This is a genomic window from Streptomyces yunnanensis, from assembly GCF_029011865.1.
In the GTDB taxonomy this organism is placed as follows: domain Bacteria; phylum Actinomycetota; class Actinomycetes; order Streptomycetales; family Streptomycetaceae; genus Streptomyces; species Streptomyces yunnanensis.
The window spans coordinates 8,447,221-8,467,193 of record NZ_CP095749.1 but is presented as its reverse complement, the minus strand read 5'-3'; the positions used below and the strand labels follow the sequence as shown (position 1 = coordinate 8,467,193).

At 69.5% G+C, this 19,973-nt stretch carries 21 protein-coding genes; 8 read left to right on the top strand and 13 right to left on the bottom strand.

The features are described from left to right. Positions 1–19: 19 nt before the first annotated feature. On the bottom strand, positions 20–1,030 hold the full coding sequence (locus tag MOV08_RS37090) for a zinc-binding dehydrogenase (RefSeq protein WP_275310544.1): 1,011 nt from the start codon (positions 1,028–1,030) through the stop codon (positions 20–22). 119 nt (positions 1,031–1,149) lie between these two features. Between MOV08_RS37090 and MOV08_RS37085 the strand changes: the two genes are divergently transcribed. Continuing rightward, complete coding sequence (locus MOV08_RS37085; protein ID WP_275310543.1) at positions 1,150–1,770, top strand: TetR-like C-terminal domain-containing protein; 621 nt, start codon at positions 1,150–1,152, stop codon at positions 1,768–1,770. 137 nt (positions 1,771–1,907) lie between these two features. Here MOV08_RS37085 and MOV08_RS37080 read toward each other — a convergent pair whose 3' ends face one another. From MOV08_RS37080 to MOV08_RS37070, 3 genes are all read right to left on the bottom strand, one after another. Further along, the gene (locus tag MOV08_RS37080) at positions 1,908–3,149 is read right to left on the bottom strand and encodes a cytochrome P450 (RefSeq protein WP_275310542.1); all 1,242 of its coding nucleotides are present in this window, start codon (positions 3,147–3,149) and stop codon (positions 1,908–1,910) included. Between the two features lie 326 nt (positions 3,150–3,475). Beyond that, positions 3,476–3,670, bottom strand: coding sequence for a hypothetical protein (locus MOV08_RS37075; RefSeq protein ID WP_275310541.1), 195 nt, complete (start codon positions 3,668–3,670; stop codon positions 3,476–3,478). A 207-nt stretch (positions 3,671–3,877) separates the two neighbouring features. Then, the gene (locus MOV08_RS37070) at positions 3,878–5,287 is read right to left on the bottom strand and encodes an MFS transporter (RefSeq protein WP_275310540.1); all 1,410 of its coding nucleotides are present in this window, start codon (positions 5,285–5,287) and stop codon (positions 3,878–3,880) included. A 624-nt stretch (positions 5,288–5,911) separates the two neighbouring features. Here MOV08_RS37070 and MOV08_RS37065 point away from each other — a divergent pair. The 3 genes from MOV08_RS37065 to MOV08_RS37055 all read left to right on the top strand — a co-directional run bounded on the left by MOV08_RS37065 (position 5,912) and on the right by MOV08_RS37055 (position 8,686). After that, a complete protein-coding gene (locus tag MOV08_RS37065; RefSeq protein WP_275310539.1) occupies positions 5,912–6,874 on the top strand; it encodes a tRNA-dependent cyclodipeptide synthase in 963 nt (320 codons plus the stop codon). A 446-nt stretch (positions 6,875–7,320) separates the two neighbouring features. Then, positions 7,321–8,544: a glycosyltransferase gene (locus MOV08_RS37060; RefSeq protein WP_275310538.1), complete on the top strand. Its 1,224-nt coding sequence runs from the start codon at positions 7,321–7,323 to the stop codon at positions 8,542–8,544. Between the two features lie 16 nt (positions 8,545–8,560). Continuing rightward, complete coding sequence (locus MOV08_RS37055; RefSeq protein WP_275310537.1) at positions 8,561–8,686, top strand: hypothetical protein; 126 nt, start codon at positions 8,561–8,563, stop codon at positions 8,684–8,686. A 25-nt stretch (positions 8,687–8,711) separates the two neighbouring features. Here MOV08_RS37055 and MOV08_RS37050 read toward each other — a convergent pair whose 3' ends face one another. Then, on the bottom strand, positions 8,712–9,686 hold the full coding sequence (locus MOV08_RS37050) for an AraC-like ligand-binding domain-containing protein (protein ID WP_039638619.1): 975 nt from the start codon (positions 9,684–9,686) through the stop codon (positions 8,712–8,714). A gap of 416 nt (positions 9,687–10,102) precedes the next feature. After that, entirely contained in the window at positions 10,103–11,347 is a 1,245-nt protein-coding gene (locus MOV08_RS37045) for an FAD-dependent oxidoreductase (RefSeq protein ID WP_275310536.1), read from the bottom strand. 90 nt (positions 11,348–11,437) lie between these two features. Between MOV08_RS37045 and MOV08_RS37040 the strand changes: the two genes are divergently transcribed. Both MOV08_RS37040 and MOV08_RS37035 read left to right on the top strand, forming a co-directional pair. Next, a complete protein-coding gene (locus tag MOV08_RS37040; RefSeq protein WP_275310535.1) occupies positions 11,438–12,460 on the top strand; it encodes a helix-turn-helix transcriptional regulator in 1,023 nt (340 codons plus the stop codon). Between the two features lie 237 nt (positions 12,461–12,697). Further along, on the top strand, positions 12,698–13,240 hold the full coding sequence (locus MOV08_RS37035) for a hypothetical protein (protein ID WP_275310534.1): 543 nt from the start codon (positions 12,698–12,700) through the stop codon (positions 13,238–13,240). Positions 13,241–13,494: 254 nt separating this feature from the next. Here the strand turns inward: MOV08_RS37035 and MOV08_RS37030 are convergent, their stop codons facing one another. From MOV08_RS37030 to MOV08_RS37015, 4 genes are all read right to left on the bottom strand, one after another. After that, positions 13,495–13,992, bottom strand: coding sequence for a GNAT family N-acetyltransferase (locus MOV08_RS37030; protein WP_275310533.1), 498 nt, complete (start codon positions 13,990–13,992; stop codon positions 13,495–13,497). A gap of 55 nt (positions 13,993–14,047) precedes the next feature. Next, positions 14,048–14,374, bottom strand: a complete 327-nt coding sequence (locus MOV08_RS37025; protein ID WP_275310532.1) for a winged helix-turn-helix domain-containing protein — start codon at positions 14,372–14,374, stop codon at positions 14,048–14,050. Beyond that, the gene (locus MOV08_RS37020; RefSeq protein WP_275310531.1) at positions 14,371–14,997 is read right to left on the bottom strand and encodes a hypothetical protein; all 627 of its coding nucleotides are present in this window, start codon (positions 14,995–14,997) and stop codon (positions 14,371–14,373) included. The genes MOV08_RS37025 and MOV08_RS37020 overlap by 4 nt, the downstream gene beginning before the upstream one ends. A gap of 311 nt (positions 14,998–15,308) precedes the next feature. Beyond that, entirely contained in the window at positions 15,309–15,770 is a 462-nt protein-coding gene (locus MOV08_RS37015; RefSeq protein WP_275310530.1) for an SRPBCC family protein, read from the bottom strand. A gap of 367 nt (positions 15,771–16,137) precedes the next feature. Between MOV08_RS37015 and MOV08_RS37010 the strand changes: the two genes are divergently transcribed. Then, the gene (locus tag MOV08_RS37010; protein ID WP_275310529.1) at positions 16,138–16,674 is read left to right on the top strand and encodes a hypothetical protein; all 537 of its coding nucleotides are present in this window, start codon (positions 16,138–16,140) and stop codon (positions 16,672–16,674) included. Positions 16,675–16,856: 182 nt separating this feature from the next. Here the strand turns inward: MOV08_RS37010 and MOV08_RS37005 are convergent, their stop codons facing one another. Further along, positions 16,857–17,696 (bottom strand): SDR family oxidoreductase, encoded by an 840-nt coding sequence (locus MOV08_RS37005; RefSeq protein ID WP_275310528.1) that lies wholly within the window; start codon positions 17,694–17,696, stop codon positions 16,857–16,859. Positions 17,697–17,788: 92 nt separating this feature from the next. Here MOV08_RS37005 and MOV08_RS37000 point away from each other — a divergent pair, with 92 nt between their 5' ends. Next, the gene (locus tag MOV08_RS37000) at positions 17,789–18,160 is read left to right on the top strand and encodes a winged helix-turn-helix transcriptional regulator (RefSeq protein ID WP_275310527.1); all 372 of its coding nucleotides are present in this window, start codon (positions 17,789–17,791) and stop codon (positions 18,158–18,160) included. Between the two features lie 185 nt (positions 18,161–18,345). Here MOV08_RS37000 and MOV08_RS36995 read toward each other — a convergent pair whose 3' ends face one another. Continuing rightward, positions 18,346–19,125 carry an Imm63 family immunity protein gene (locus MOV08_RS36995; protein ID WP_275310526.1) on the bottom strand — a complete coding sequence of 260 codons (780 nt, stop codon included), beginning with the start codon at positions 19,123–19,125 and terminating at the stop codon, positions 18,346–18,348. A gap of 330 nt (positions 19,126–19,455) precedes the next feature. Beyond that, positions 19,456–19,971, bottom strand: a complete 516-nt coding sequence (locus tag MOV08_RS36990) for a MarR family winged helix-turn-helix transcriptional regulator (protein WP_275310525.1) — start codon at positions 19,969–19,971, stop codon at positions 19,456–19,458. Positions 19,972–19,973 lie beyond the last annotated feature (2 nt).

Genomic DNA, 19,973 nt, shown 5'->3' with positions numbered 1-19,973 from the left:
GAACGGGTGGGCGAGGAGGTCAGGGGCGCAGGATCAGCCGGATCGGGTCGCCCTCTTTGGTGTGCAGGCGCTGCACGGCCTTGGTGGCGTCGGCGAGTGGCAGCACATCGGTGATGGAGCGCGAGAAGTCCAGCCGCCCGCCTTCCACCAGGGCGACCAACTGCGGGACGGCGTCCACGGCAGAGCCGTAGTGGCCGAGGATCTGGTGCTGCTGATAGCTGAAGAGCGCGCCGTCGGCGACGGTCAGAGCCTTGTCGGCCAGTCCGACCAGGACCAGGCGCCCCCTGGGTGCGAGGAGGGTCAGGGCCTGCTCGCGGACGACGGCGGCGCCGGCGAAGTCGAAGGCGACCTCCAGCGCCCGGCCGCCGGTGGCCGTCAGGACCTGTTCGCGCAGCCGGGGGTCGGCGGGGTCCAGGGCGACGTCGGCACCGAACTCCAGGGCACGTCGGCGGGCGGCCGGGAGGGGGTCGACGGCGATGATCGGGCAGGCCCCGACAGCGCGCAGCAGCTGGACGGCGTGGGCTCCGAGCCCGCCCACTCCCCACACGCCCACGGCTTGCGCCGGGCGCACCTCGGCGGTGGCGGTGATGGCCCCCCAGGGGGTGGAGACGGCGTCCGGGATGATCGCCGCCTGCTCGAACGGGATCGTGTCGGGCAGGTGGAACAGCGTGTCCACACTGGCCAGCGCGTATTCGGCCCAGCCACCGTCGTAATCGACCCCGCGGGTCAGGACCAGGCCGTCGCGGATGTCCCCCGCTTGCAGCACGACCCGCTGCCCGACCGCCCACGCGGTCACGTCCCGTCCGAGCTCGGCGATCGTGCCGGCGACCTCGTGACCAAGAGTGACGGTTTCGCGCCGCAGATGCGTGGGCGTGAGGCTGCCGTCGATCAGGTGGACGTCGGACAGGCACACCCCCGCGGCTTCGACCTTCACCAGGACCTGCCCGGGGCCGGCGACAGGTCTGGGCACCTCTTCGATCGTCAGAGTGCGCGAGGGGATGTGCAGCCGCGCGGCGCGCATGAGTTCCATGGCGGGGTCTTTCGTTCCGGTCGGTTGACCTGCAGAAGGCGTATCGCAAGTCATCTTGCGTTACAACGTACGCCCGCCGTTCCGCTATCGCAAGTGCACTTGCGATAGGGTGCTGTGTCATGGATGAGAAGGAGGCGCCGCCGCTCAGGCGCCGTGGTGAACGCATGCGACAGGCCGTCCTGGCCGCCACCGTCGACCTGCTGGCCTCGCAGGGGATGGCCGCGACCACCGTCGCCGCTGTCGCGCGCGCCGCCGGCGTCCACGAGACCTCCGTCTACCGGCGCTGGAAGACCCGCGAGAACCTCATCTTCGACGCGCTCGCCCATCACTCCGACCACGCCCTCCCGACGCCCGACACCGGTGACGTGCGCGCGGACCTCACCGCGCTGTTCACGGCGCTGGCCCGATACCTCGCGACGCCGGCAGGCACCGCGCTGCTCCACCTGGGCACCGTGCGCGGCGAAGACGACCTGGAAGAAGGGCGGCGCTCCTACTGGAGCACTCGCCTTGAGCGCGCCGAAGCCCTGGTCCGCCGCGGCATCGACAGAGGAGAACTGGCCACCGACACCGACCCTCACCTCACGGTCGAGGCCGTCACGGGTCCCCTGCTGGCGCGGGTGTTGCTCACCGGCGAGCCGCTGGAAGAGACCCTGGTCCCGCGCCTGGTCGACCTGGTCCTGGACGGGGCACGCGCACCTCGCCGTCAAGACAGGCGCCAGGACAGGCCCGACGGGTCGTGAAGCGACCCCGTGGAACGGCGACGACTGCGGCGGCGCAACAGGCGGGAGAGGGAGCGGCCCGAACTCGCCGCGGCGGAAGACGACTTCGGACTCGTCGTCCTCGTGAGCCGTGAACTGCGCATACAGCCTCGAAAGGATCACGCGTCCCAGGCGACCGGGAGGCTGTGCACCCCGAAGACATCCGCGGTTTCGGGGTGCAAGTCGATCGCCTCGGGCGGTACGTCCAGGCGCAGCGTGGGAAAGCGGTTGACCAGCGCGGGGAAGGCGACCCGCATCACGACGCGGGCCAGTTGCTGGCCCGGGCACTGGTGTCTGCCGTGGCCGAAGCCCAGGTGTCCGATGGCCTGCCGCTCGATGTCGAGAGTGTCGGGTTGGGGGAAGCGCCGGGGATCGCGATTGGCGGTGTGGAGCGAGAGGAGCACCGTGGTCCCGGCCGTGATGGTCTGGCCGCCCAGTTCGACGTCCTCCAACGCGGTTCTCATGAAGGTCTTGGCGACGGAGAGATACCGCATGAGTTCCTCGACGGCCTTGTCGGCGAGCGCGGGATCGGCATGCAGCGCGGCCCATTGTCCGGGGTGGCTCAGCAGGGCGAAGGTGCCGAACGCCAGCATGTTCGAGGTGGTGTCGAGCCCGGCTGCCAGCAGAAGGAAGCCGGCACCGGTCAGTTCCTCATCGGTCAGGTCGCTTGTGGTCAGGTCGCCCAGCACATCGCCGGTGGGGTGGGCACGCTTGACGGCCACCAGCCGCGCGATGTACTCGCGGAGCGCGGTGTAGGCGGCCAGCTGCTCCTCTGCACTTGCGTCCCCGTTGAAGAGTGTCGCGGACTGTGCCTGGAAGGAGCCTCGGTCCTGGTACGGCACCCCCAGCAGCTCGCAGATCATGATCGCGGGGATGGGCTCGGCGAACGCGGTCACCAGGTCCGTCGGCGGCCCGCCCTTCTCCATGGCGTCCAGGTGGTCAGCGGTGACCCGCTCGATGCTCTCCGTGAGCATGCGCATCCGCCGGACGGTGAACTCGCCGGCCAGCAGCTTCCGGTAACGGCTGTGCTGCGGCTCGTCCATGAAAGTGAACTCGCCTGGCGCCACCGGAGGAACCACGACGTCGCCGATATCCACGTACGAATCGAGTGTGAGCCCCCTGATGCACATGAACCGCGAGTCGGCCAGGACCGATCGGACGAGGTCGTAGCCGGTGACCAGCCAGCCCTGGCGGCCGCCGGGCAGAAGGCATCGGCTGATGGGGCCGTGCCGGCGCGCACGCGTCAGTTCCTCGGGCGGGTCGAAGGGGCAGCCGGGCTGACGCGCCACCGACAGCACGCTGACGGTGTGTACGGGTTCTGCCCCGTTCGGATCCATCATCATCCCTCTGCTGGATGGCATGTACGTCGACTCGACGGCCCGTTACCCAGGCACGAGTCCACCTCGGCCCGCACCGCAGGCATCCTGCGCCGGCCATCGATTGCGGACGGGGCGTCGGAGAACGGATCGCCGCACATCGAAGTGATCAGCGGCACGCTCATCGTCCGCCTCCTCAGTGTCGCCGCGCGAAACCGGCAGTATCGATGTCAGGACAGCACCGGGAAGGGCCTCACCGAACTGCTGAACCCTTACCTCTACCGTGGCCGTTCACCGCGTCCGCAGCATCTGACAAACGCCTGAACGAGTGAGCGCGGCCGGTGCCGGGATGGATGCTGCTCCCGCACCAGTCACCCTGAGCCGCACCTCCCCTGCGGCAGGCGCAGCTCGTGCTCGCCCAGGCCCAGGCCCAGGCGGCGCAGGATGGCGGAAGTGTGCTGCTCCAGGAGGCGCCGGGCCCGGCCGGTGTCCCCGGCGTTCAGGGCGTGGGCGATGGGATCGCCCTCCTCTTCGGAGACCTCGTGTGGCCACCGCGCTTGCCGCACCCCTTCCTCGCAAGGCTCCGCGCCTGACCCCACCGGCCACCGGCCGCCCGTTGGCTGCCGGGGCCTTCACCGGCAACGGCCCGGCCCGGGTCCCGGCACCGGCACCGGCACCGTGGTCGCCGCGCACAACGCCCACAGTCGCCTGGTGGCGGTGGAGACGGCGGCAGCCGGCGCGGCAGGAGCCGCCGCACAGGGGGATGCCGGCGGTCAGCGCACCACGCTGTCCGTCGCCGAAGGCACCGGCTCTTGCGGCCGCCGAGCGCGCCGGCAGCGCCGGACCCACATCCACAGGACCAGCAGCAGGCAGGCCGCCAGGCAGCTGGCTCCGGCCACGGCCAAGGGCCCATTGTCGCCAGTCGCCGCGGGGCCGTCGGGGTCGGCCGCGGGGCCCGCGGCGACCACACCCAGTCCGGCCGCAACGGTGATGACCGTCTTGGTCAAGCCGGATGCCTCACCGGCGCGTTCGGGCCGGATGACGCCCTGGGTGGCGGTCAGCGTCAGGGCGTTGCCGACGCCCAGCGCCGCCCCGCTCGCGGTCACCGCTGCGAGATACGGCGGCAGTCCGGAGACGAACGCCGCGCCCAGCAGGACCACCGCGCCCACTCCCAGGCTCGTCGCCATCACCGGTACGGCGCGTGCGCTGGTCACCCGGCCCGCGAACGGGCCGGCGGCCGCCATCGCCGCCGCGGGGGCGATGAAGGCCACCCCGGCCATCAACGGGGTCAGTCGCTGGCCGGCTTGGAGGGAGAGCAGTACGACGAAGAGGAACACCACGGTCGCGGCGTTGGCCACCGCGCCCGCCGCGGTCAGCGCCACGAAAGCGCCGTTGCGGAACAGCGCGGGGGCGATCAGCGGATCGGCCGTGCGGAGTTCGATCCGTACGAAGGCCACCATCGCCAGCGCCACCAGGCACAGCGCGCCGAGGCCGGCGGGGGATGTCCAACCCCATACCGGGCCACGGTCGATGAAGAGGGCCAGGGCCGCGATGGCGGCGGTCCCGGTGGCCAGCCCCGGCCAGTCGACGCGCCCGGAGACCGTGGTGTCCCGCGACTCCTGGGCCCGGCGGGCGCAGATCGCAGCCACCACGCCCAGCGGCACGTTGAGCCAGAACACTGCCCGCCATGACACCGTTTGGGTCAGGGCACCGCCGACGAAGGGGCCGCAGGCGGTGGCCAGTCCGCCGATGCCCAGCGCCCACCCCGTGGCCCGGCCGCGCACGGCGGGCGGGAAAACGTTCGTCAGGAGCGCCAGTCCGGCCGGCATGATCAACGCGCCGCCCGCGCCCTGCACCACGCGGGCCGCCACCAACACCGGCAGCGAGGGCGCCAGTGCGCACCACAGCGACGCCAGTCCGAACAGCGCCAGTCCCCCGATCAGCAGGCGGCGCCGGCCGAACAGGTCGCTCATCCGGCCCGCGCCCAACATCAGTGTGCCGCACGACAGCAGGTACGCGCTGACCGCCCACTGCAACTGACCTGTGGATACGCCGAGTTCATCCTTGATGTGCGGCAGGGCCAGGTTCAAGGCGAACGAGTCGAGCTGGATGCAGAAGACACCCAACGCGACCGAGACCAGTGCCCAGCGGGCTCCGCTTCGCCCCTCTTCCCAAACAGTCACAGCACTCCCTTCCCCGCCGCCTCGCCAGGCGGCGGCGTCATCTCATGAACGTCTCTGGTTGTAGAGGATGGGGGATTGCTTGCGCCGGAAGGGGCTGCGCTCAGAAGGGCCGGCCCGAAAAGGAACCAGGGGCTTCGAGCCGTGCGCGGAGCCTGCGCGGAAACCCACCGAGGCTCGGAGCGCCGCAGACGCTCAAGGCGCGCGAACGCGAAAGCGGGAGTGGACACAGGCAGTGAATGCCTCGGTCGTCGACCTCCCGGCCCGGTGAGGTGATTTCACCGTACACCAGACCTTGCGTGGTGTCACGACCCGTCACCGTCCGGAAGGATTCAGCCACCGATGCCTGGCGGCCGAGGAGCGAATACGGCCGGTTTCAGACACGTGGTGTTCCGTTCGAAGCCGCCGATTCGGCGGTCCGCGCGGGGGCGGACGGGTGCCCGCGGCGAACCGTTAGTCGCCACATGATCGACTGACTCAAAATCTGCTTTATCGAGCTGCTCGGCCATCCGTACGGTGGCTTCACCAGTCGCCAACGGAACGTCCGCACGGCCATTGCGGGACTCGCTACAGCGTGCCCCCGATGCAGCTTCCGCCGCATGCCCACCCCCATACCTGGTTGGTGCCATGCCATCCGAAGTGACATCCCCTCTCACCATTCCGAAGTCGACTTCATCGCCTTCACACAGAAGGCGCTACAAGACCGAGATATCTTTTGTCTCGCCGGTCTCCGACCGTCACACCTTCGAAGAGCACAGCAACTGCTTCCTGGGTATCAGCCTGGAGAACAGCAACTTCCGCCCGATCAAGGTACGCAGCATGGTCGAGTGGATATCCCAGAGATTCTCGCGGTGTACGGTACTCGTCGGTGACAGCATTCACCGCATCACCCTGGAGTCCACCCGCGGTCTGTGTCCACCGGAAGCCCTGATCGAGGCGATGCGCCTGTGGCGTGAATTCATCGACGAACACGCCCACATTTTCGACGATTTCCGGGACCGCACGGACTTCACCTTCATCAACTGTAGCGAGGTCCAGACCTCGGACGCCTACCAGAGTTATCACCGGGCCCTGCGGGATTACTTCAGCCAGGATTCCGCTTTCCGAACCTCCGTAGAGGCGTTCGGTCGCCGATACCACAGCAAGCACTCCAACGGCGCCTCGGCAGCGGAACTGGAACGGCGCATCCAGATGTCCTCGGACTACTTCCTCGAAGAGTTCGCCATTTTCTGCTGCCTCAAGGAACGCGGCCTGGAGGTGGAGAGCGACGGCGAGTGGCGACCGATCGACCCGGCACCGGGTGAGTTCATCGTCAACTTCGGCTGTGCGATGGAAATCCTCACCCGGAACACGGCCACCCCGGTCGCGGCCGTGGCCCACCGCGTGGTCGAACAGCGCAAGGCCAGCCCGGACCAGCACGACCGCTTCTCGTACGCGCTCTTCATCGACAGCAGCCTCGACGAGAGCGTGGTTCCCGGCCTCTTCCGCTACGAACCGGGAACCGGCCTGGAACTGGAGGCGAAGTTCGGCACCTTCCTCGACGACATCCTGCACAACACCTACCAGCAGCACACCACCGGCCTGTACTGAAACCGAGTCCCGCACCCTCTTCCCGACCGGTGGTCCCGGCACGCTCACCCACACCGGGGCCACCGCGCCCGCCTCGTCACCGCCGCCCTCGCTACACCGTCGAGAACTGCGAGACGGAGCGCAGAGCTCGGGCACGGTAGGCCGCATCTCTCCACTTCGGCCTTGGCTTACGTGCTGCGCGAAACACGTCCCTGGCGGCGCGGGTCGCGCTGTTGCACGGGGCGTACGGGGAGGTCACCGGGCCGACGGAACGTGGTGACTCGCGTGTGCTCGTCCGTCATCAGCGGACCAGAGCGGGAAAGGGAAGCAGCCGCCCTTTCCATGATCAAGATATAGCGCACAGGGGGGCTTGCGGCAAGACCCCGTGGGTGCCGCAGAATCGCCCACCTGACTCGGAAACCCGAGGCCAGGCCGAGCCCGGAATCCCACGAAATGAGACTCACTACATGCGCGTGCTGTTGATGGCCTACGGGTCGCGCGGAGACGTCGAACCGCTGGTGGCGGTTGCGGTGCAGCTGCGGGGCCTCGGAGTGGACGTGCGGATGTGCACGCCTCCGGACTTCGCGGAGCTGTTCGACTCCGTCGGCCTCCCGCTGGTGCCGATCGGCGAGCCGGTGCGCGCGTTCGTGAAGGGGGTGCTCACCGGGAAGACGAAGGCCCCCGCGGAGGGGCTGCCCGCACGCGCGGCGGCGATGACCGCCACGGCGTACGAGGCGGTCGTCACTGCTGCCGAGGGATGCGACGTGATCCTGGCGACCGGTCTGCTCCCGGCCGCGGCCGGCGCGAGCACGGCGGCCGAGCACCTGGGCATCCCCTACGTGTTCGCCGCCTACTTCCCCTCCTACCTGCCCTCGCCGCACCACCCGCCGTTCGAGCGGCCGGGCCGGCCGTTCCCGCCCGGCGTGACCGACAACCGAACGCTGTGGGACCTGGACACCGAGACCATGAACGTGCTGTTCGGGACCGGTCTCAACGCCCACCGGGCGTCCATCGGCCTGCCGCCGGTCGGTCACTTCCGCGACCACGTCCTCACCGACCGCCCCTGGCTGGCCACCGATCCGGTGCTCAGCCCGTGGCAGCAGCCGGCGGACCTCGACGTGGTGCAGACCGGCGCGTGGTTCCGGACGGACGACCGCCCGCTGCCTGCCGACGTGGAGACGTTCCTCCGCGCCGGCGAACCGCCGGTGTACGTGGGGTTCGGCAGCATTCCCCTGCGCGACGCGGACGGCGTGGCCCGGGCGGCCATCGAGGCGGTCCGGGCGCAGGGCCGCCGTGTGCTGCTCTCCCGCGGCTGGGCCGACCTGGCCGTGGCCGACGACCAGGACGACTGCTTCGCCGTCGGCGAGGTCAACCACCACGCCCTGTTCTTGCGCGTCGCCGCCGTCGTCCACCACGGCGGCGCGGGCACCACGACCACGGCCGCCCGGGCCGGTGCGCCCCAGGTGGTCATACCCCAGCTGGCGGACCAGCCGTACTGGGCCGGCCGCGTGGCCGACCTCGGCATCGGCGCGGCACACGACGGCCCGAACCCGACCTTCGAGTCCCTGTCGGCCGCGCTCGGTGTCGCCCTGGCTCCCGAGACCCGAGCCCGGGCAGCAGCTGTGGCCGGTCAGATCCGCGCCGACGGGGCGGCGGTGGCCGCGAAGCTGCTGCTCGACAAGGTCGGCTGAGAGTCGGCTGAGAAAGGTGCCCGACCAGGAGGCCCTGGAGGCCCTGGAGGCCCGCCACCCGACGGTGGCGGGCTTCGTTCTGCCCCGCGCCCGGCGCACGGAGGTGGGCGCCAGCGGCCGCCGGCCTCCCGCTGACTGCTGACTGCACAACCGCGTTGGCGATCGGTTCACTCCTGGCTGCGAAGAGCCTGCTGCCGCTGCTCCCTCGGCGTGGTGCCGTAGGCGGCGCGATAGGCGCGGCTGAAGTCGGTTGCCCGGGGGAAGCCCCAGCGGGTGGCGATGGCGTGGATGGGGACGGCCCGGAGTGCCGGGTCGGTGAGCTCGCGGTGGGCCGCCTCCAGGCGTAGGCGACGGATCCACGCGGCGACCGTGGCGTCCTCGTCCCGGAAAAGACGATGCAGATAGCTGGTGGAGATGTGGTGCCTGGCGGCGATCGCGGCCGGAGTGAGCTGCGGGTCGTGCAGGTGCTCCCGGATGAACGCCTGGATGCGCAAGATGAGGGTCTGGCGGTGGGTCTCCGGGGGGAGGCAGTCGCCTGCTTCGAGCAGGTGGGCGAAGAGCGCGGCCGTCAGATCGGCCAGGACCGCGCCCAGTCGGGGGCCGTCGGCAGGCTGGTAGGGGGTGGTGTCGTCGGTGATGTGGGTGAGGAACCGTGCCAGGAGGGCGCCCATCCCTTCGCGTCCCGACACCGGCACCCCGACTATCCGGCGGGCCACGTCGCGCGGTAGCGACACCATGGTCTTGGGCAGCTCCAGCGCCACCGTCGTGACCGGGGCCCCGCTGCTGTGGACGTCGGCCGGCAGCGAGGAGGAGTTGAGGAACAAGTCGTACGGCTGGTACTCGGTTTCCCGGTGCGCCCACACACCCGCACCGGTCCCGCGTACCACCAGTGCAAGGTGGTACGCCTCGGGATCGGACTGCCGGATCAGCTTCGGCGTGCGCCGGAAGACCAACGGAAGGTAGGTGGCGGACCACACGGTGACGGCACCGAGGTCCACCACACGCTGGCACGCCCGGAAGTCATCGGCATGGTCGCTGCGCAGCTCCATGGGAGCGTGGGTACGCCCCAGGAGCTCGGCCCAGTAGTCGAACCGCTCGGCCGCGGGCACATCGTCGCTGCGGAACACCGTCTCGTCCAACAACCCTCGTTCCCCGTTTCTCAAGTCGTGGGCCACAGGGCTCCCACCAGGTGGTACGCCGAGTGCCGGACATCCCGGTTCCATACCGCGGCGGACGGGAGCGCGAAACACGCGCGGTCGGCTCCATCGACGGGTCCATCGCCGTGGTAAGCAGCACCAACTCGCTCTGACGCAACCGGACATCGGTGACGGAGACGACCGAGGTGACGGAGTTGACGCAGGTGAGAGAGGTGGCGGTGGTGACGCTGCTCGCGCTCGCGGCGTGCTCGGCGATGCATGTCATGATCACCATGGTGCCCGACGAACCCACGAGCAGCGCGTCCGGCACCACGGCAGGGGACAACCGCCGTGCATACCCCGCAGGTCGGCGTCGGCCAGCCACCCCGGCACGGCCATGCGGCCTGCGCCGACGTCGACCGTCAACGACGTCGGCGCAGCCGGGCGGCCGTGGCCAGGATCGGGGTGGTCGCGGCGGTGGCGGCGGCGCCGAATGCGGTGTCGGTGGCCCGGATCCAGCGGACTGTCTTCATGGCCAGGGTGAGGATCTCGCTGCCGCGCTGGCGCATACCCGCCTCGAACCGGCTGACGGCCACGGTGAGGGTGGTGGTGCCGGCGGCGACTTCGCTCAGCTGGTCGAGCAGGTCGGCGGCGTCGCGGATGGCTGCGCCGGCGCCCATTCCGGCGGTCGGTGGCGTCGCGTGGACGGCGTCGCCGAGTGCGGTGATCCGGCCCGCGGGCCAGGGCGCGAGGTCGGATGCGCGGGTCGAGGCGGCGTTGAAACGGAATGCGGCCACGCTGTGCGGGTCGGCGCGGGTGATGACCTCGAGCGTGGGCTCGGACCAGCCCCGCGCACGGAACCGGTCCAGCAGCGCGGCCTGCAACTCGCCGTCACGCAAGCCGCGTAGGGCGTCGGTGGTTGCGGATTCGGGGAGCATGCCGCCCCAGATGTAGGTGGGTCCGGTGGTGACGGACGTTCGCAGCTCGGGTGCGTCGAGCACGGCGTTGCCGACCGGGTCGAGATAGCCGACGTAGAGTGCCGCGCCCCGAGGGCCGATTGCCAGTCCCGACCGTGTTCCGAGCCGCTGCTGTTCACGAGGGCTCAGGTCTGCGAGGGAGGTGCGGCCGGAGAACCCGATGATGCCCGCCGGGGTGCTGGTCGGGCCTCCGGCCAGGTGCCTGGCGACGAGGGAGTGAGCACCGTCCGCACCCACCACCAGATCAGCCGTGACGGGTGCGGCATCGGTGAACCGCACCCGGGGTGTGCCGTCTTCGTCATGCCCGACCGCGGACACGGTCCGCCCCAGGTGCAGATCATCGCCGACCGCCTCGGCGAGCAGCGTGCGCAGGGTGATGCGGTCGATATCGACGCCGGAATCACCGCTGAGATCCGGCCCGTGGCCGAGGAGCCGGCCCCGGTGGTCCCAGAACGCGTCGCGGTCGCGCAGCCGCAGCGCCGAGGCCGACGCCAGCAGACGCTCCATGATCTCCGGCGCGACCAGTTCCCGCAGTGCCGACTGCGCCCGCCCGTCCAGGGTGATGTGGTAGCCGCCCGTCGCCGCGACCTGGGTGTCCCGATCGAACGCCGCCACCTCGAAACCCCGGCGTCGCAACCCCGCGGCCAGCGCGACCCCACCGATTCCGCCGCCCACCACAACCACACGCATGTCGTCCCCTTTCACCGCCAGTTGCCTTCGCGGACCGACGATGACACCGGTAGTGGACACCGAGTGGCCAGCACCGGCCATGATGGGGCGATGGCGAGCACCTCACGACGGGCATTGCGGCTGCTGTCCCTTCTCGGATCGCGCCGGCAGTGGCCGCTGCGAGAACTGGCCACCAGGCTCGACGTCAGTGAGCGCACCGTCCGCCGCGACATCGAGACGCTGCGCCAGCTCGACTACCCGATCACCACCGTCCACGGCCCCGACGGCGGCTACCGGCTCGGTGCCGGGCACACCCTCCCGCCGCTCCTGTTCGACGACGAGCAGGCCCTTGCGGTCGCGGTGGCCCTGCAGACCGCGCCCAGCACGGTGTTCGGCCTGGGAGACGACGCGGCGAGGGCGCTTGCCGCCCTGGAACAGGTGATGCCCGCTCCGCTGCGGGCGTCCATGCAATCCCTGCGCCTGACCAGGCTGCAGAACTACTGGGAGTTCCCGGCGCCACCCATCGACCCGACCGCGCTCACCGCCGTGGGGGCCGCGGTGCGCCACCGCCACGTGCTCATCACCGAGACGCTCCGCGCCGACGGCTCACGCCCGGAACCCGGCGACGACGACTTCCTGCCCGCCCGCCGCGTCGAACCCCACCACCTGGTCGTCTGGGCCGGTCGGTGGTATCTGGTCGCCTACGACCTCGCGGACCACGAGTGGCGGGTGCGCCGCGTCGACCGGCTCCACCCCCGCCCGACAACGCACCGCTTCACCGCGCGCGAGCTTCCCGGAGAGGACCTCGCCCAGTTCGTCATGCGCAGCCACGACCGCGGCGACACCCCCGCCGCCTGGCCATGCACCGGCAGCGCCCGACTCGACCTGCCCGCAGGCGTCGTCGCCCGCTGGGCGCCAGGCGGCTCGGTCGTCGAACACCTCGACGCCGACCACTGTCGACTCACCCTCGGCGCCTGGTCCTGGGCCGGGATCGCCGGCATCCTCGCCACCTTCGACGCCGAACTCACCGACCTGCGCCCGCCCGAACTCGTCCAGGCCGGCCGACGCCTCGCGCACCGATGGGCCACCATGACAGAGACCGGCGACAGCGACGACCCGACCCGGCTCTCGTAACCAGCCGGTTCACGAAGGTGCCCCGCCTGACGCAGGCGCTACGCAACCGCGACCGCGACCGCACCCTTGAATCCACTGAATCCACGAGTCCGCCAGGCGCAGGCGCATCGTCGCGGAGGATGACTGGGCTTCCATCGCTTGCACGATCAACGGCGCGCAGGTCTCGTGACGGCGGCTCATACAAGTGTGCCGCTCAGGCTGACGGACAGGCTCAGACGGTGTCTGAGGATGGGTCACATGAACGTTCACGTACCCTCCCCGCCCACCAAATCCGCTGCGGAACCGGCCCGTTGGGCGGTCTGGGCCGCACATCTGACCACGCTGGTGGTGCTGCCCAGTGGACTGTGGCGCATCGCCATGGTGCTCGGATTCCCCGCCGGCTACACCGCGGCGGGCTTCGTCCCCTTCGAGACGCTCGGATCCAAGGCATGGATGCTGACGCTCAGCGTGCTCTGCGAGCTGGTCGCCTTCCTGACGATCGGCCTGGTACGACCGTGGGGCGAGGTCATCCCGCGCTGGATACCGCTGATCGGAGGGCGCAGGGTCCGTCCCATGGCCGTTGTCGCCCCCGCTGCCCTGGGAGCAGTCGTTCTGACCGCGCTCTGGGCCAACGCCCCTTGGTGGTGGACGTATCCGCACGAGGACATGACTCCCACCGGACACCTGCTCGTCGGCATTCTCTACCAGCCGATGGTCCTATGGGGCCCGCTGACCGCAGCCGTCACGATCTCTTACTACCGCCGTCATCGCGCCGCACAGCGCCTGGCATCGACCGCCTGAGGTCCTCGACGCCAGGCAGGCGGCTGGAATCGGTGACGAACGGGCTGGGTTCGTCGACGACGGACGGTTTCGGAGGCAGTTGGCGATCCGTCGGCTCGGAGAGGTTGATGAGACATGACGGCGGCGGCGTGGCCGCGAACGCCTGGCGGCCAGCCGTCCGCCAGGGCGACCGACCATCAAGTCCGTTGGCACAGCGGTGAGCTGCGGCTGGTCGCCTCAGCGGGCCGGGAGACGACAAGAGTTCTCTGAGACTCTCAGCACACTCGCTCGTATTCGACCTGGTCAAGCGGGTTCCCATCGCCAAAGTCGTGGGTGCGTACGGTGCCGCGCTCGGTGAAGCCGCACTTGGTGTAGAAGTGACGGGATCGTGGGGTGTCGCGCAGTGTCCACAGGTGCACCTTGGTGAACCCGTCATTGCGCAGGTGACGCAGCGTCTCGGTCATCAATGCGGCGGCGACGCCACTGCCCCAGCTGTCGGGGTGACTGTAGAAGGTGAGGATCTCGGCAAGACCCGGCCGCGTCGAGGACGGGCCGAAGGCGGACATCGCCAGAGGACGGCGGTCGTGTTCGGCTAGCAGGATCACCCCTGCTCCCTGTGCGAGCCTTTCGTGCCATCGTGTTCGTCTGCTCTGGACCGCCCGTGTGGCGAACTCCGGAGCGAAGAAGGGGGCGTAAGCCGCCTCCCAGGCTGCGGCGTGGATCTCGCCGAGGGTGTCCCCGTCGTACTGGCCGGCGCGACGAACCGTGAACATCCGAGCAGCCTATCGGCACGATCGCTGCTCTCACATACGCGCAAGTACGCGACAGTCAGGTGTCCGGGGTGGTGTCCTGGTCAGGTTCACGCTGGAGTAGCCGCTGCAGTGCCGCGACGTGTCGGCTGTAGCGGGCCTGGCCCAGCGGGGTCATGCGGAACCAGGTGCGCGGGCGTCGCCCGATCCCGCCCTTACGGATCTCGATGTAGCCCGCGTCCTCCAAGGCACGGCTGTGCTTGGACACCATCGAATCGCTCAGCCCCGTCGCCTCCCGGACCGTGCGGAACTCCACCCACTGCGGGCCTACGGCCAGCAGCGCACAGATCGACAGCTTCGGCAGCGCATGGATCACGGGGTCCAGCCCCTCGGGCGTGCCGGTCACCGCCGCTGGCCCCCAGTCAGGATGTCGCCGCGGATCCTCGCAGCCATCCAGGTCAGCAGGAACGCCATCACACCTCCCGCGACCACCGCGACCCCGACGGCCGCCCATGCGGCGCTGCTCGACGAACCGCCCAGCCAGCTCAGCCCGAACACCACCGCCGTACTTCCCAGGCATATCAGGACGAACGCGGGGAAGCGCTGACGCAGGGACGGATACAACGAGAACGGCGGCACATCCCATCGATTCATCCCAGACCGCACGGAGAACACCGCGATCAACGCCAAGAACAGCAGACCGCCGACCTGACCGTACGGCAGGTCCGGAATGCCTAGACGTCGGTAGCCGGCCGCAGGGAAATCACCGCCGACCGCGAGCACCCAGGACACCGTGCTCAACACCGGAAACCACCAGCCCAGCCGAACCCGCGCAGCCGCGGCCTGGCGCTGACGAGCCACAACCTCCATGCCCATCCGGTACTCGTCCATCCACTCACTCCCGCACGACGGCGCCGCGACCGGGGCCTCTCCAGGCTCGGGTCGTCGCTGCGGCGCGAACACAGCCGACAGGTCGACGTCGAGGGGCCACTTCGTGCTGTCGGGCGCATGCTCGGCGATGGCCTCCACACGTGCGCCTGTGTGAGCACAGACCAACAGAGTTTCATCGTTATTGCATCGGCATGCATCACGGTTGGTCAGGCGGCGCAGGAACCGCGGTCGTCGCCGTGCCGTACGGGGGGCGGCACGGCGACCACCTGCACCCCGGCACCCGGTGTGCACGACCCACGAGATGCCACGCCCCGGACGTTGCACCGCTCCTGCGCCGTCGCGGCCTCGTTGCCGGTACGTGCTCGATCTTGGTTGGTTCGGGAGAGAGGTGGGGCAGTTGACGGAATCAGGCGAGTCGGTCAGCGTCCAGGAGCGGACGAGCGGCTCTCTCAGCGGTAGTTGGTCGAGGCGCCCGTGAGTGCCGTGTCGGCAGCGTCGAGGATCTTGCCGAAGACATGGGCGACAACGGGCTTGGCGACTACCCGGGTGAGGGCGGCGCCGACGAGGGGAAGTGGAACCTGGAAGGTGGTGGTCCAGGCGACGAGGGTGCCGCCAGGCACCTCGGTGAAGGTCATCCGGCCCAGTTCATGCCGAGCCGGCGGGAAGCTGCGTTCGACGACGTAGTCGAAGTCATACGGCGGGTTGTAGGTGGCGATCCGTTCGCGGAACCAGCCGATCGCCCACGTGTGCAACCGGACGGCGCCCACTCCGTAGGGTGCGTTCCGCCCCGGTCGGGCCAACCGCGCCTTGAGGACGAACGGTGTGCGGGTGTAGTTGGTGGTGGTGGCGCACCAGCCGAATACGTCGGCGATCGGCGCCGCGATGACGCGTTGCACGGTCAAGGTTTCCATGACCCGTCCCTTCTCGTGGCTGGGGGGCGCGGAACGACGGCCGCGCCGAGGTCGCCGGGATTGCGCCTCTGTTCTCCAGGGAGACCCCGCAGGGCCCACAACTGTGACGCAGTCTCCAGTGACGTGCACCACTTCGCATTCGAAGTGCCGACCACGAAGGGGGGTGGCGCGTCGGCGAGGCGGGCGCGTCGGCCGCCGTCCGGCCCCGTGGGCACCACCCACCCCGTCCACAGTCTCAGGCCGGATGACTGTGAGCACAGCCGGCGACCAGGGCAGGGCAGGGCAGGGCCACTACAACGTAGCGGTGCGTACAGAGCCGAGGGAATGCCAGGTGAGGCATACCTAACTTCCCTCTATGCTGTGCTTCATGGACTCCTGGGAGTTGGCAAGGGTCAGCATGGGCTACGCGCTCCTGCTGGTGGCTCTGTTCACCGCAGTCGTCGTGGGGGCCCTCCACGTCTCCCGGGACGCCTTGCTCTCGGACTACCCGAAGGCCATCCAACAGCGTTATGGGCAGCAGAGCGCACGGGGTCGACGGACGGCGGCGGCAGCCGGGCTGCTGAATCTGTTGGCCTTCGTCGTGGTGCCGGTGATCGGCGTGCTCGACCTGCACAACCGGAACGAAGGCACGCTCGGTTTCTGGCCACCTTTCACCCTCGGCACGGTGTGTTTTCTCTCTGTCACACTCTTTGATCTGGTGATCCTTGACTGGTGGCTTTTCTGTTGCGTGCAGCCGCGCTTCATGGTGCTTCCCGGCACCGAAGGCATGGCCGAATACCGTGACTTCACCTTTCACGTACGCGTGCTTGTTCCCCGCCCCGTGCCGTGGCCGCTGGTGGCCATCCCCGGATACGGAGCGGCTGCGGGAGTGGTCACTTGCCTCACCGAGTCCCTCGCCGGCTGAGGAAGTCGACGCAACCGCCTCGGCCAACTCTCCCCACCCTGTGGCGACACCGCGTCGTCCCGCAGGGGCAGGGGTAGCCCCCCGTACGGCACGCAAAACGACGACGGCGGCGATACGGAGGTGGGCGCCTCGTGCGGCCACATCCGCACGAGGCCGCCCGAGTGCTTCAGTTGAGTCGTGCCTCAGCGGAAAGCGGCGATGTTGCGGGCGACCCAGCTGTGGAAGGGGCGCGGGGCGCGGCCGAGGACTCGTTCCACGTCCGGGCTGATCCGCAGTTCGGCCGGGTTCGGTGCGGAGATGATGTCCAGGGTGTCGTCGGCGAGTTCCACCGGTACGAACCGGGTCATCGTGGCCTTCGCCTCGTCGCGGGTGAGTTCGTGGAACCGTACGGGCGAGCCGAGCACGGCGGCGATCGCCTCCGTCTGCTGACGCGGCGTGATCACCTCCGGCCCGGTCAGCTCGTACACCCTGCCGGTGTGCCGGTCGTCCAGCAGGCAGGCCGCCGCGACCTCGGCGATGTCCGCCGGGTCGATGACCGGCACCCCTACGTCCCCGAAGGGCGCGGCGACCGTCCCCTGCGCGCGGACGGACTCCGCCCAGGCAAAGGCGTTGGAGGCGAAACCGCCTGGTCGCAGGACGGCCCAGTCCAAGCCGGACTCCCCCAACGCGTCCTCCATCGCACGCATCGCGACCCGCGACGGGCCGAGCGGCCTGGTCGCCACGCCCTGCGAAGACAACAGGACGATCCGGCGGACCCCGCTGGCCGCGGCCAGGCGGATGATGTCGGTCGGCCTGGCTTCGGGGGCGTGCAGGTCGCCGGACAGCAGGAGGAACAATGCCTTCGCTCCGTCCAACGCGGCTGTGAGGCTTGTCAGTTCGGCCAGATCGGCCGCCACATGCCGGACTCCCTCCGGCATCGCCGCCGGGCGCCGCGACACCGCCGTCACCTGCTCGCCCGCCTCGGCCAGGGCCTGCGTCAGAGGTCGGCCCACATTCCCGGTAGCCCCGGTCACCACGATCATGTTCAGCTCCTAGTCCGTTGCGCACTACGGCAATTGACGCTAGGAGTCGGGCTCACTTTTCGTAAGGACGTACCCAGAGGTAAGCTCCAGACATGAAGGAAGGTGCGCAGCTGACGCAGGCTGAGGCGGGCAATCGGTATGAGGTGTTTCACACCGACTGCCCCGCGCGTGACGTGGTCGACCACGTGACCAGCAGATGGGGTATCTGGGTGCTGATCTCGTTGCGGAGCAACGACCTTCGCTTCTACGAGCTGCGCGAGAGCATCCACGGCATCAGCGAGAAGATGCTCGCTCAGACCCTGCGCGCACTCGTCCAGGACGGCCTGGTCTGGCGGGAGGTCGAGCCGACGACGCCGCCCCAAGTCACCTACGGACTGTCCGAGTTCGGTCAGGAAGTCAGCGAGCCACTGACGGACTTGTTCAACCGGATCACGCAGCGCCTACCGCCGCGGACCCTGGGATAGTGCGGTAGCGGTCGACCTCGAAGGCGAATCCAGCGTGGCCAAGTGGCCTGGTGACCTGGTGGCTTACGTTGACGCGTCGGCGGTAGCCGGTACGACTGTCGGGGGTCGGCTCGGCGGACGCATTGGCTGCGTACAGGGAAACCGAGGATGCCAAGCGGTCCCGGTTGATCGGCAATTGACTTAGATCACCGTACGGATTCCTCGCGGAGGTAGCCCTGGTCGATGAGCCACTGCACCGAGATGCCCTCCGGGAGCAGGAACTGTGTTCCGCCCCCGGGCTGGCCGAACCAGGGAGCGACCTTGCCGCTCTGGATGAAGCCGTACTTTTCGGCGTCCTCCCCACTCCACGGTCGGATCCAGCTGTACACGTGGTACCCGCACGCCACGTAGGTGGGAGGCAGGGAACGCTGGGCGAACGGCGTCCCCTTCGGGTGCGCGAACCTCCCCAGCGGACCGCCGAACCGGTCCCACACCTCCGCTCCCCCCGCCGACCGTCCCTTGCCCTTTCCGCGCCGCCACAGCCTCACCCGCCCCCGGTCCGGATAGGCGTCCACGTCCTCAAGGCGCACTCCCGGACACTGTTGCGGGATCTGCGCCCGGAACCTGTCCGCCCACTCGGACCGGACCATCCCCAGCAGTTGGACCTGCCTGGCCAGCCACCCCACCCGGGTGTCGCTGCAACCAGGCAGCAGACCGCGGTGGTCGAGCTCCCAGCGGGACGCGGCGTCACGAGTGGTGTGCAGCGCCGCCCAGTACAGAAACTCGTCCAGATCCCCGGTGGTGCGGCGCTCCACTTCCTTGTTGCGCTCCAGCACCACCCAGTGGACGACGCCGTCGTGGACCTCGGCATGGGGGTAGCCGGCATCGCGAGGGCCGTCACCGACGACGTCCGCGCCATCGAGCCCTTCGACACCCGACAACATGCTCCGGACAGCTGCGTAGACACCTTCAAGGGTTATCGTCATGCGGACGATTATCTCATCGCACATACCCCTTCCCCGTGCGGGCTCGACCACACGACAGCTGGCACGCACGCACTCCCCCCGACCTGCGACCCGTCGGCCACCCCTGACGTGAACCGCGCGAATCGATCGTCTTGATCCGAAGGGTTCCACCCCTCCACGTGACCACAACTCCGGACAGGCCCCGTACGCGACGAGGACAGCGTGACCTCGTTGACGTACGCCAGGGCGGTGGCCACATCCCGCAGCCGACCCTCGGCGTGCGCATCTGCCACACCCACGGGGCGACTTCAAACGTCGCAGGAAGAGCTTCGGCCGTGACCTTCGGTGGAGTCACTTCGGCGCGCCGGGAGGCGGCTCGACACGTGCCAGCCAGGCGGTGAGCAGCGGTTCGAGACGCGCGGCCTCGTCGGGGCCGAGCTCGTCGAGTATGCGGCGTTCGTTGCTCATGTGGTCGGTGAAGGCCCGGTCGATCAGCTCCCGCCCTGCCTGGGTGAGTGCGACGACGCGTCCCCGGCCATCCTCGGCGGACCGGCGTCGCGTGACCAGCCCGTTGCGTTCGAGCCGGTCAATGCGTTTGGTCATCGCGCCCGTGGTGACCATGGTGAAGGTGGCCAGCTCGCCCGGGGCGCGCTCGAAGGGGTGCCCGGCCCTCCGGAGCGCCGCCAGGACGTCGAACTCCCCCTCGTTCAATCCGTGACGCTGGTAGACCAGGCACAGCTGCTCGGTCAGAAGACCGGCGAGGCGATGAAGCCGGCCGATCACGCCTTGAGGGCTCACATCCACGTCCGGACGCTCGCGCGCCCACTCGGCCTGGATGCGGGCGACGTGATCCTCGTAGTCGTTCATGA

Excerpts from the sequence above, each read along its gene's own strand:
- MOV08_RS36995 (WP_275310526.1), bottom strand. The coding sequence starts at position 19,125 with ATGACGATAACCCTTGAAGGTGTCTACGCAGCTGTCCGGAGCATGTTG.
- MOV08_RS37040 (WP_275310535.1), top strand. The coding sequence starts at position 11,438 with ATGGCGAGCACCTCACGACGGGCATTGCGGCTGCTGTCCCTTCTCGGA.
- MOV08_RS37090 (WP_275310544.1), bottom strand. The coding sequence starts at position 1,030 with ATGGAACTCATGCGCGCCGCGCGGCTGCACATCCCCTCGCGCACTCTG.
- MOV08_RS37000 (WP_275310527.1), top strand. The coding sequence starts at position 17,789 with ATGAAGGAAGGTGCGCAGCTGACGCAGGCTGAGGCGGGCAATCGGTAT.
- MOV08_RS37080 (WP_275310542.1), bottom strand. The coding sequence starts at position 3,149 with ATGCCATCCAGCAGAGGGATGATGATGGATCCGAACGGGGCAGAACCC.
- MOV08_RS37060 (WP_275310538.1), top strand. The coding sequence starts at position 7,321 with ATGCGCGTGCTGTTGATGGCCTACGGGTCGCGCGGAGACGTCGAACCG.
- MOV08_RS37015 (WP_275310530.1), bottom strand. The coding sequence starts at position 15,770 with ATGGAAACCTTGACCGTGCAACGCGTCATCGCGGCGCCGATCGCCGAC.
- MOV08_RS37045 (WP_275310536.1), bottom strand. The coding sequence starts at position 11,347 with ATGCGTGTGGTTGTGGTGGGCGGCGGAATCGGTGGGGTCGCGCTGGCC.
- MOV08_RS37010 (WP_275310529.1), top strand. The coding sequence starts at position 16,138 with ATGGACTCCTGGGAGTTGGCAAGGGTCAGCATGGGCTACGCGCTCCTG.
- MOV08_RS37035 (WP_275310534.1), top strand. The coding sequence starts at position 12,698 with ATGAACGTTCACGTACCCTCCCCGCCCACCAAATCCGCTGCGGAACCG.
- MOV08_RS37065 (WP_275310539.1), top strand. The coding sequence starts at position 5,912 with ATGCCATCCGAAGTGACATCCCCTCTCACCATTCCGAAGTCGACTTCA.
- MOV08_RS37030 (WP_275310533.1), bottom strand. The coding sequence starts at position 13,992 with ATGTTCACGGTTCGTCGCGCCGGCCAGTACGACGGGGACACCCTCGGC.
- MOV08_RS37005 (WP_275310528.1), bottom strand. The coding sequence starts at position 17,696 with ATGATCGTGGTGACCGGGGCTACCGGGAATGTGGGCCGACCTCTGACG.
- MOV08_RS36990 (WP_275310525.1), bottom strand. The coding sequence starts at position 19,971 with ATGAACGACTACGAGGATCACGTCGCCCGCATCCAGGCCGAGTGGGCG.
- MOV08_RS37085 (WP_275310543.1), top strand. The coding sequence starts at position 1,150 with ATGGATGAGAAGGAGGCGCCGCCGCTCAGGCGCCGTGGTGAACGCATG.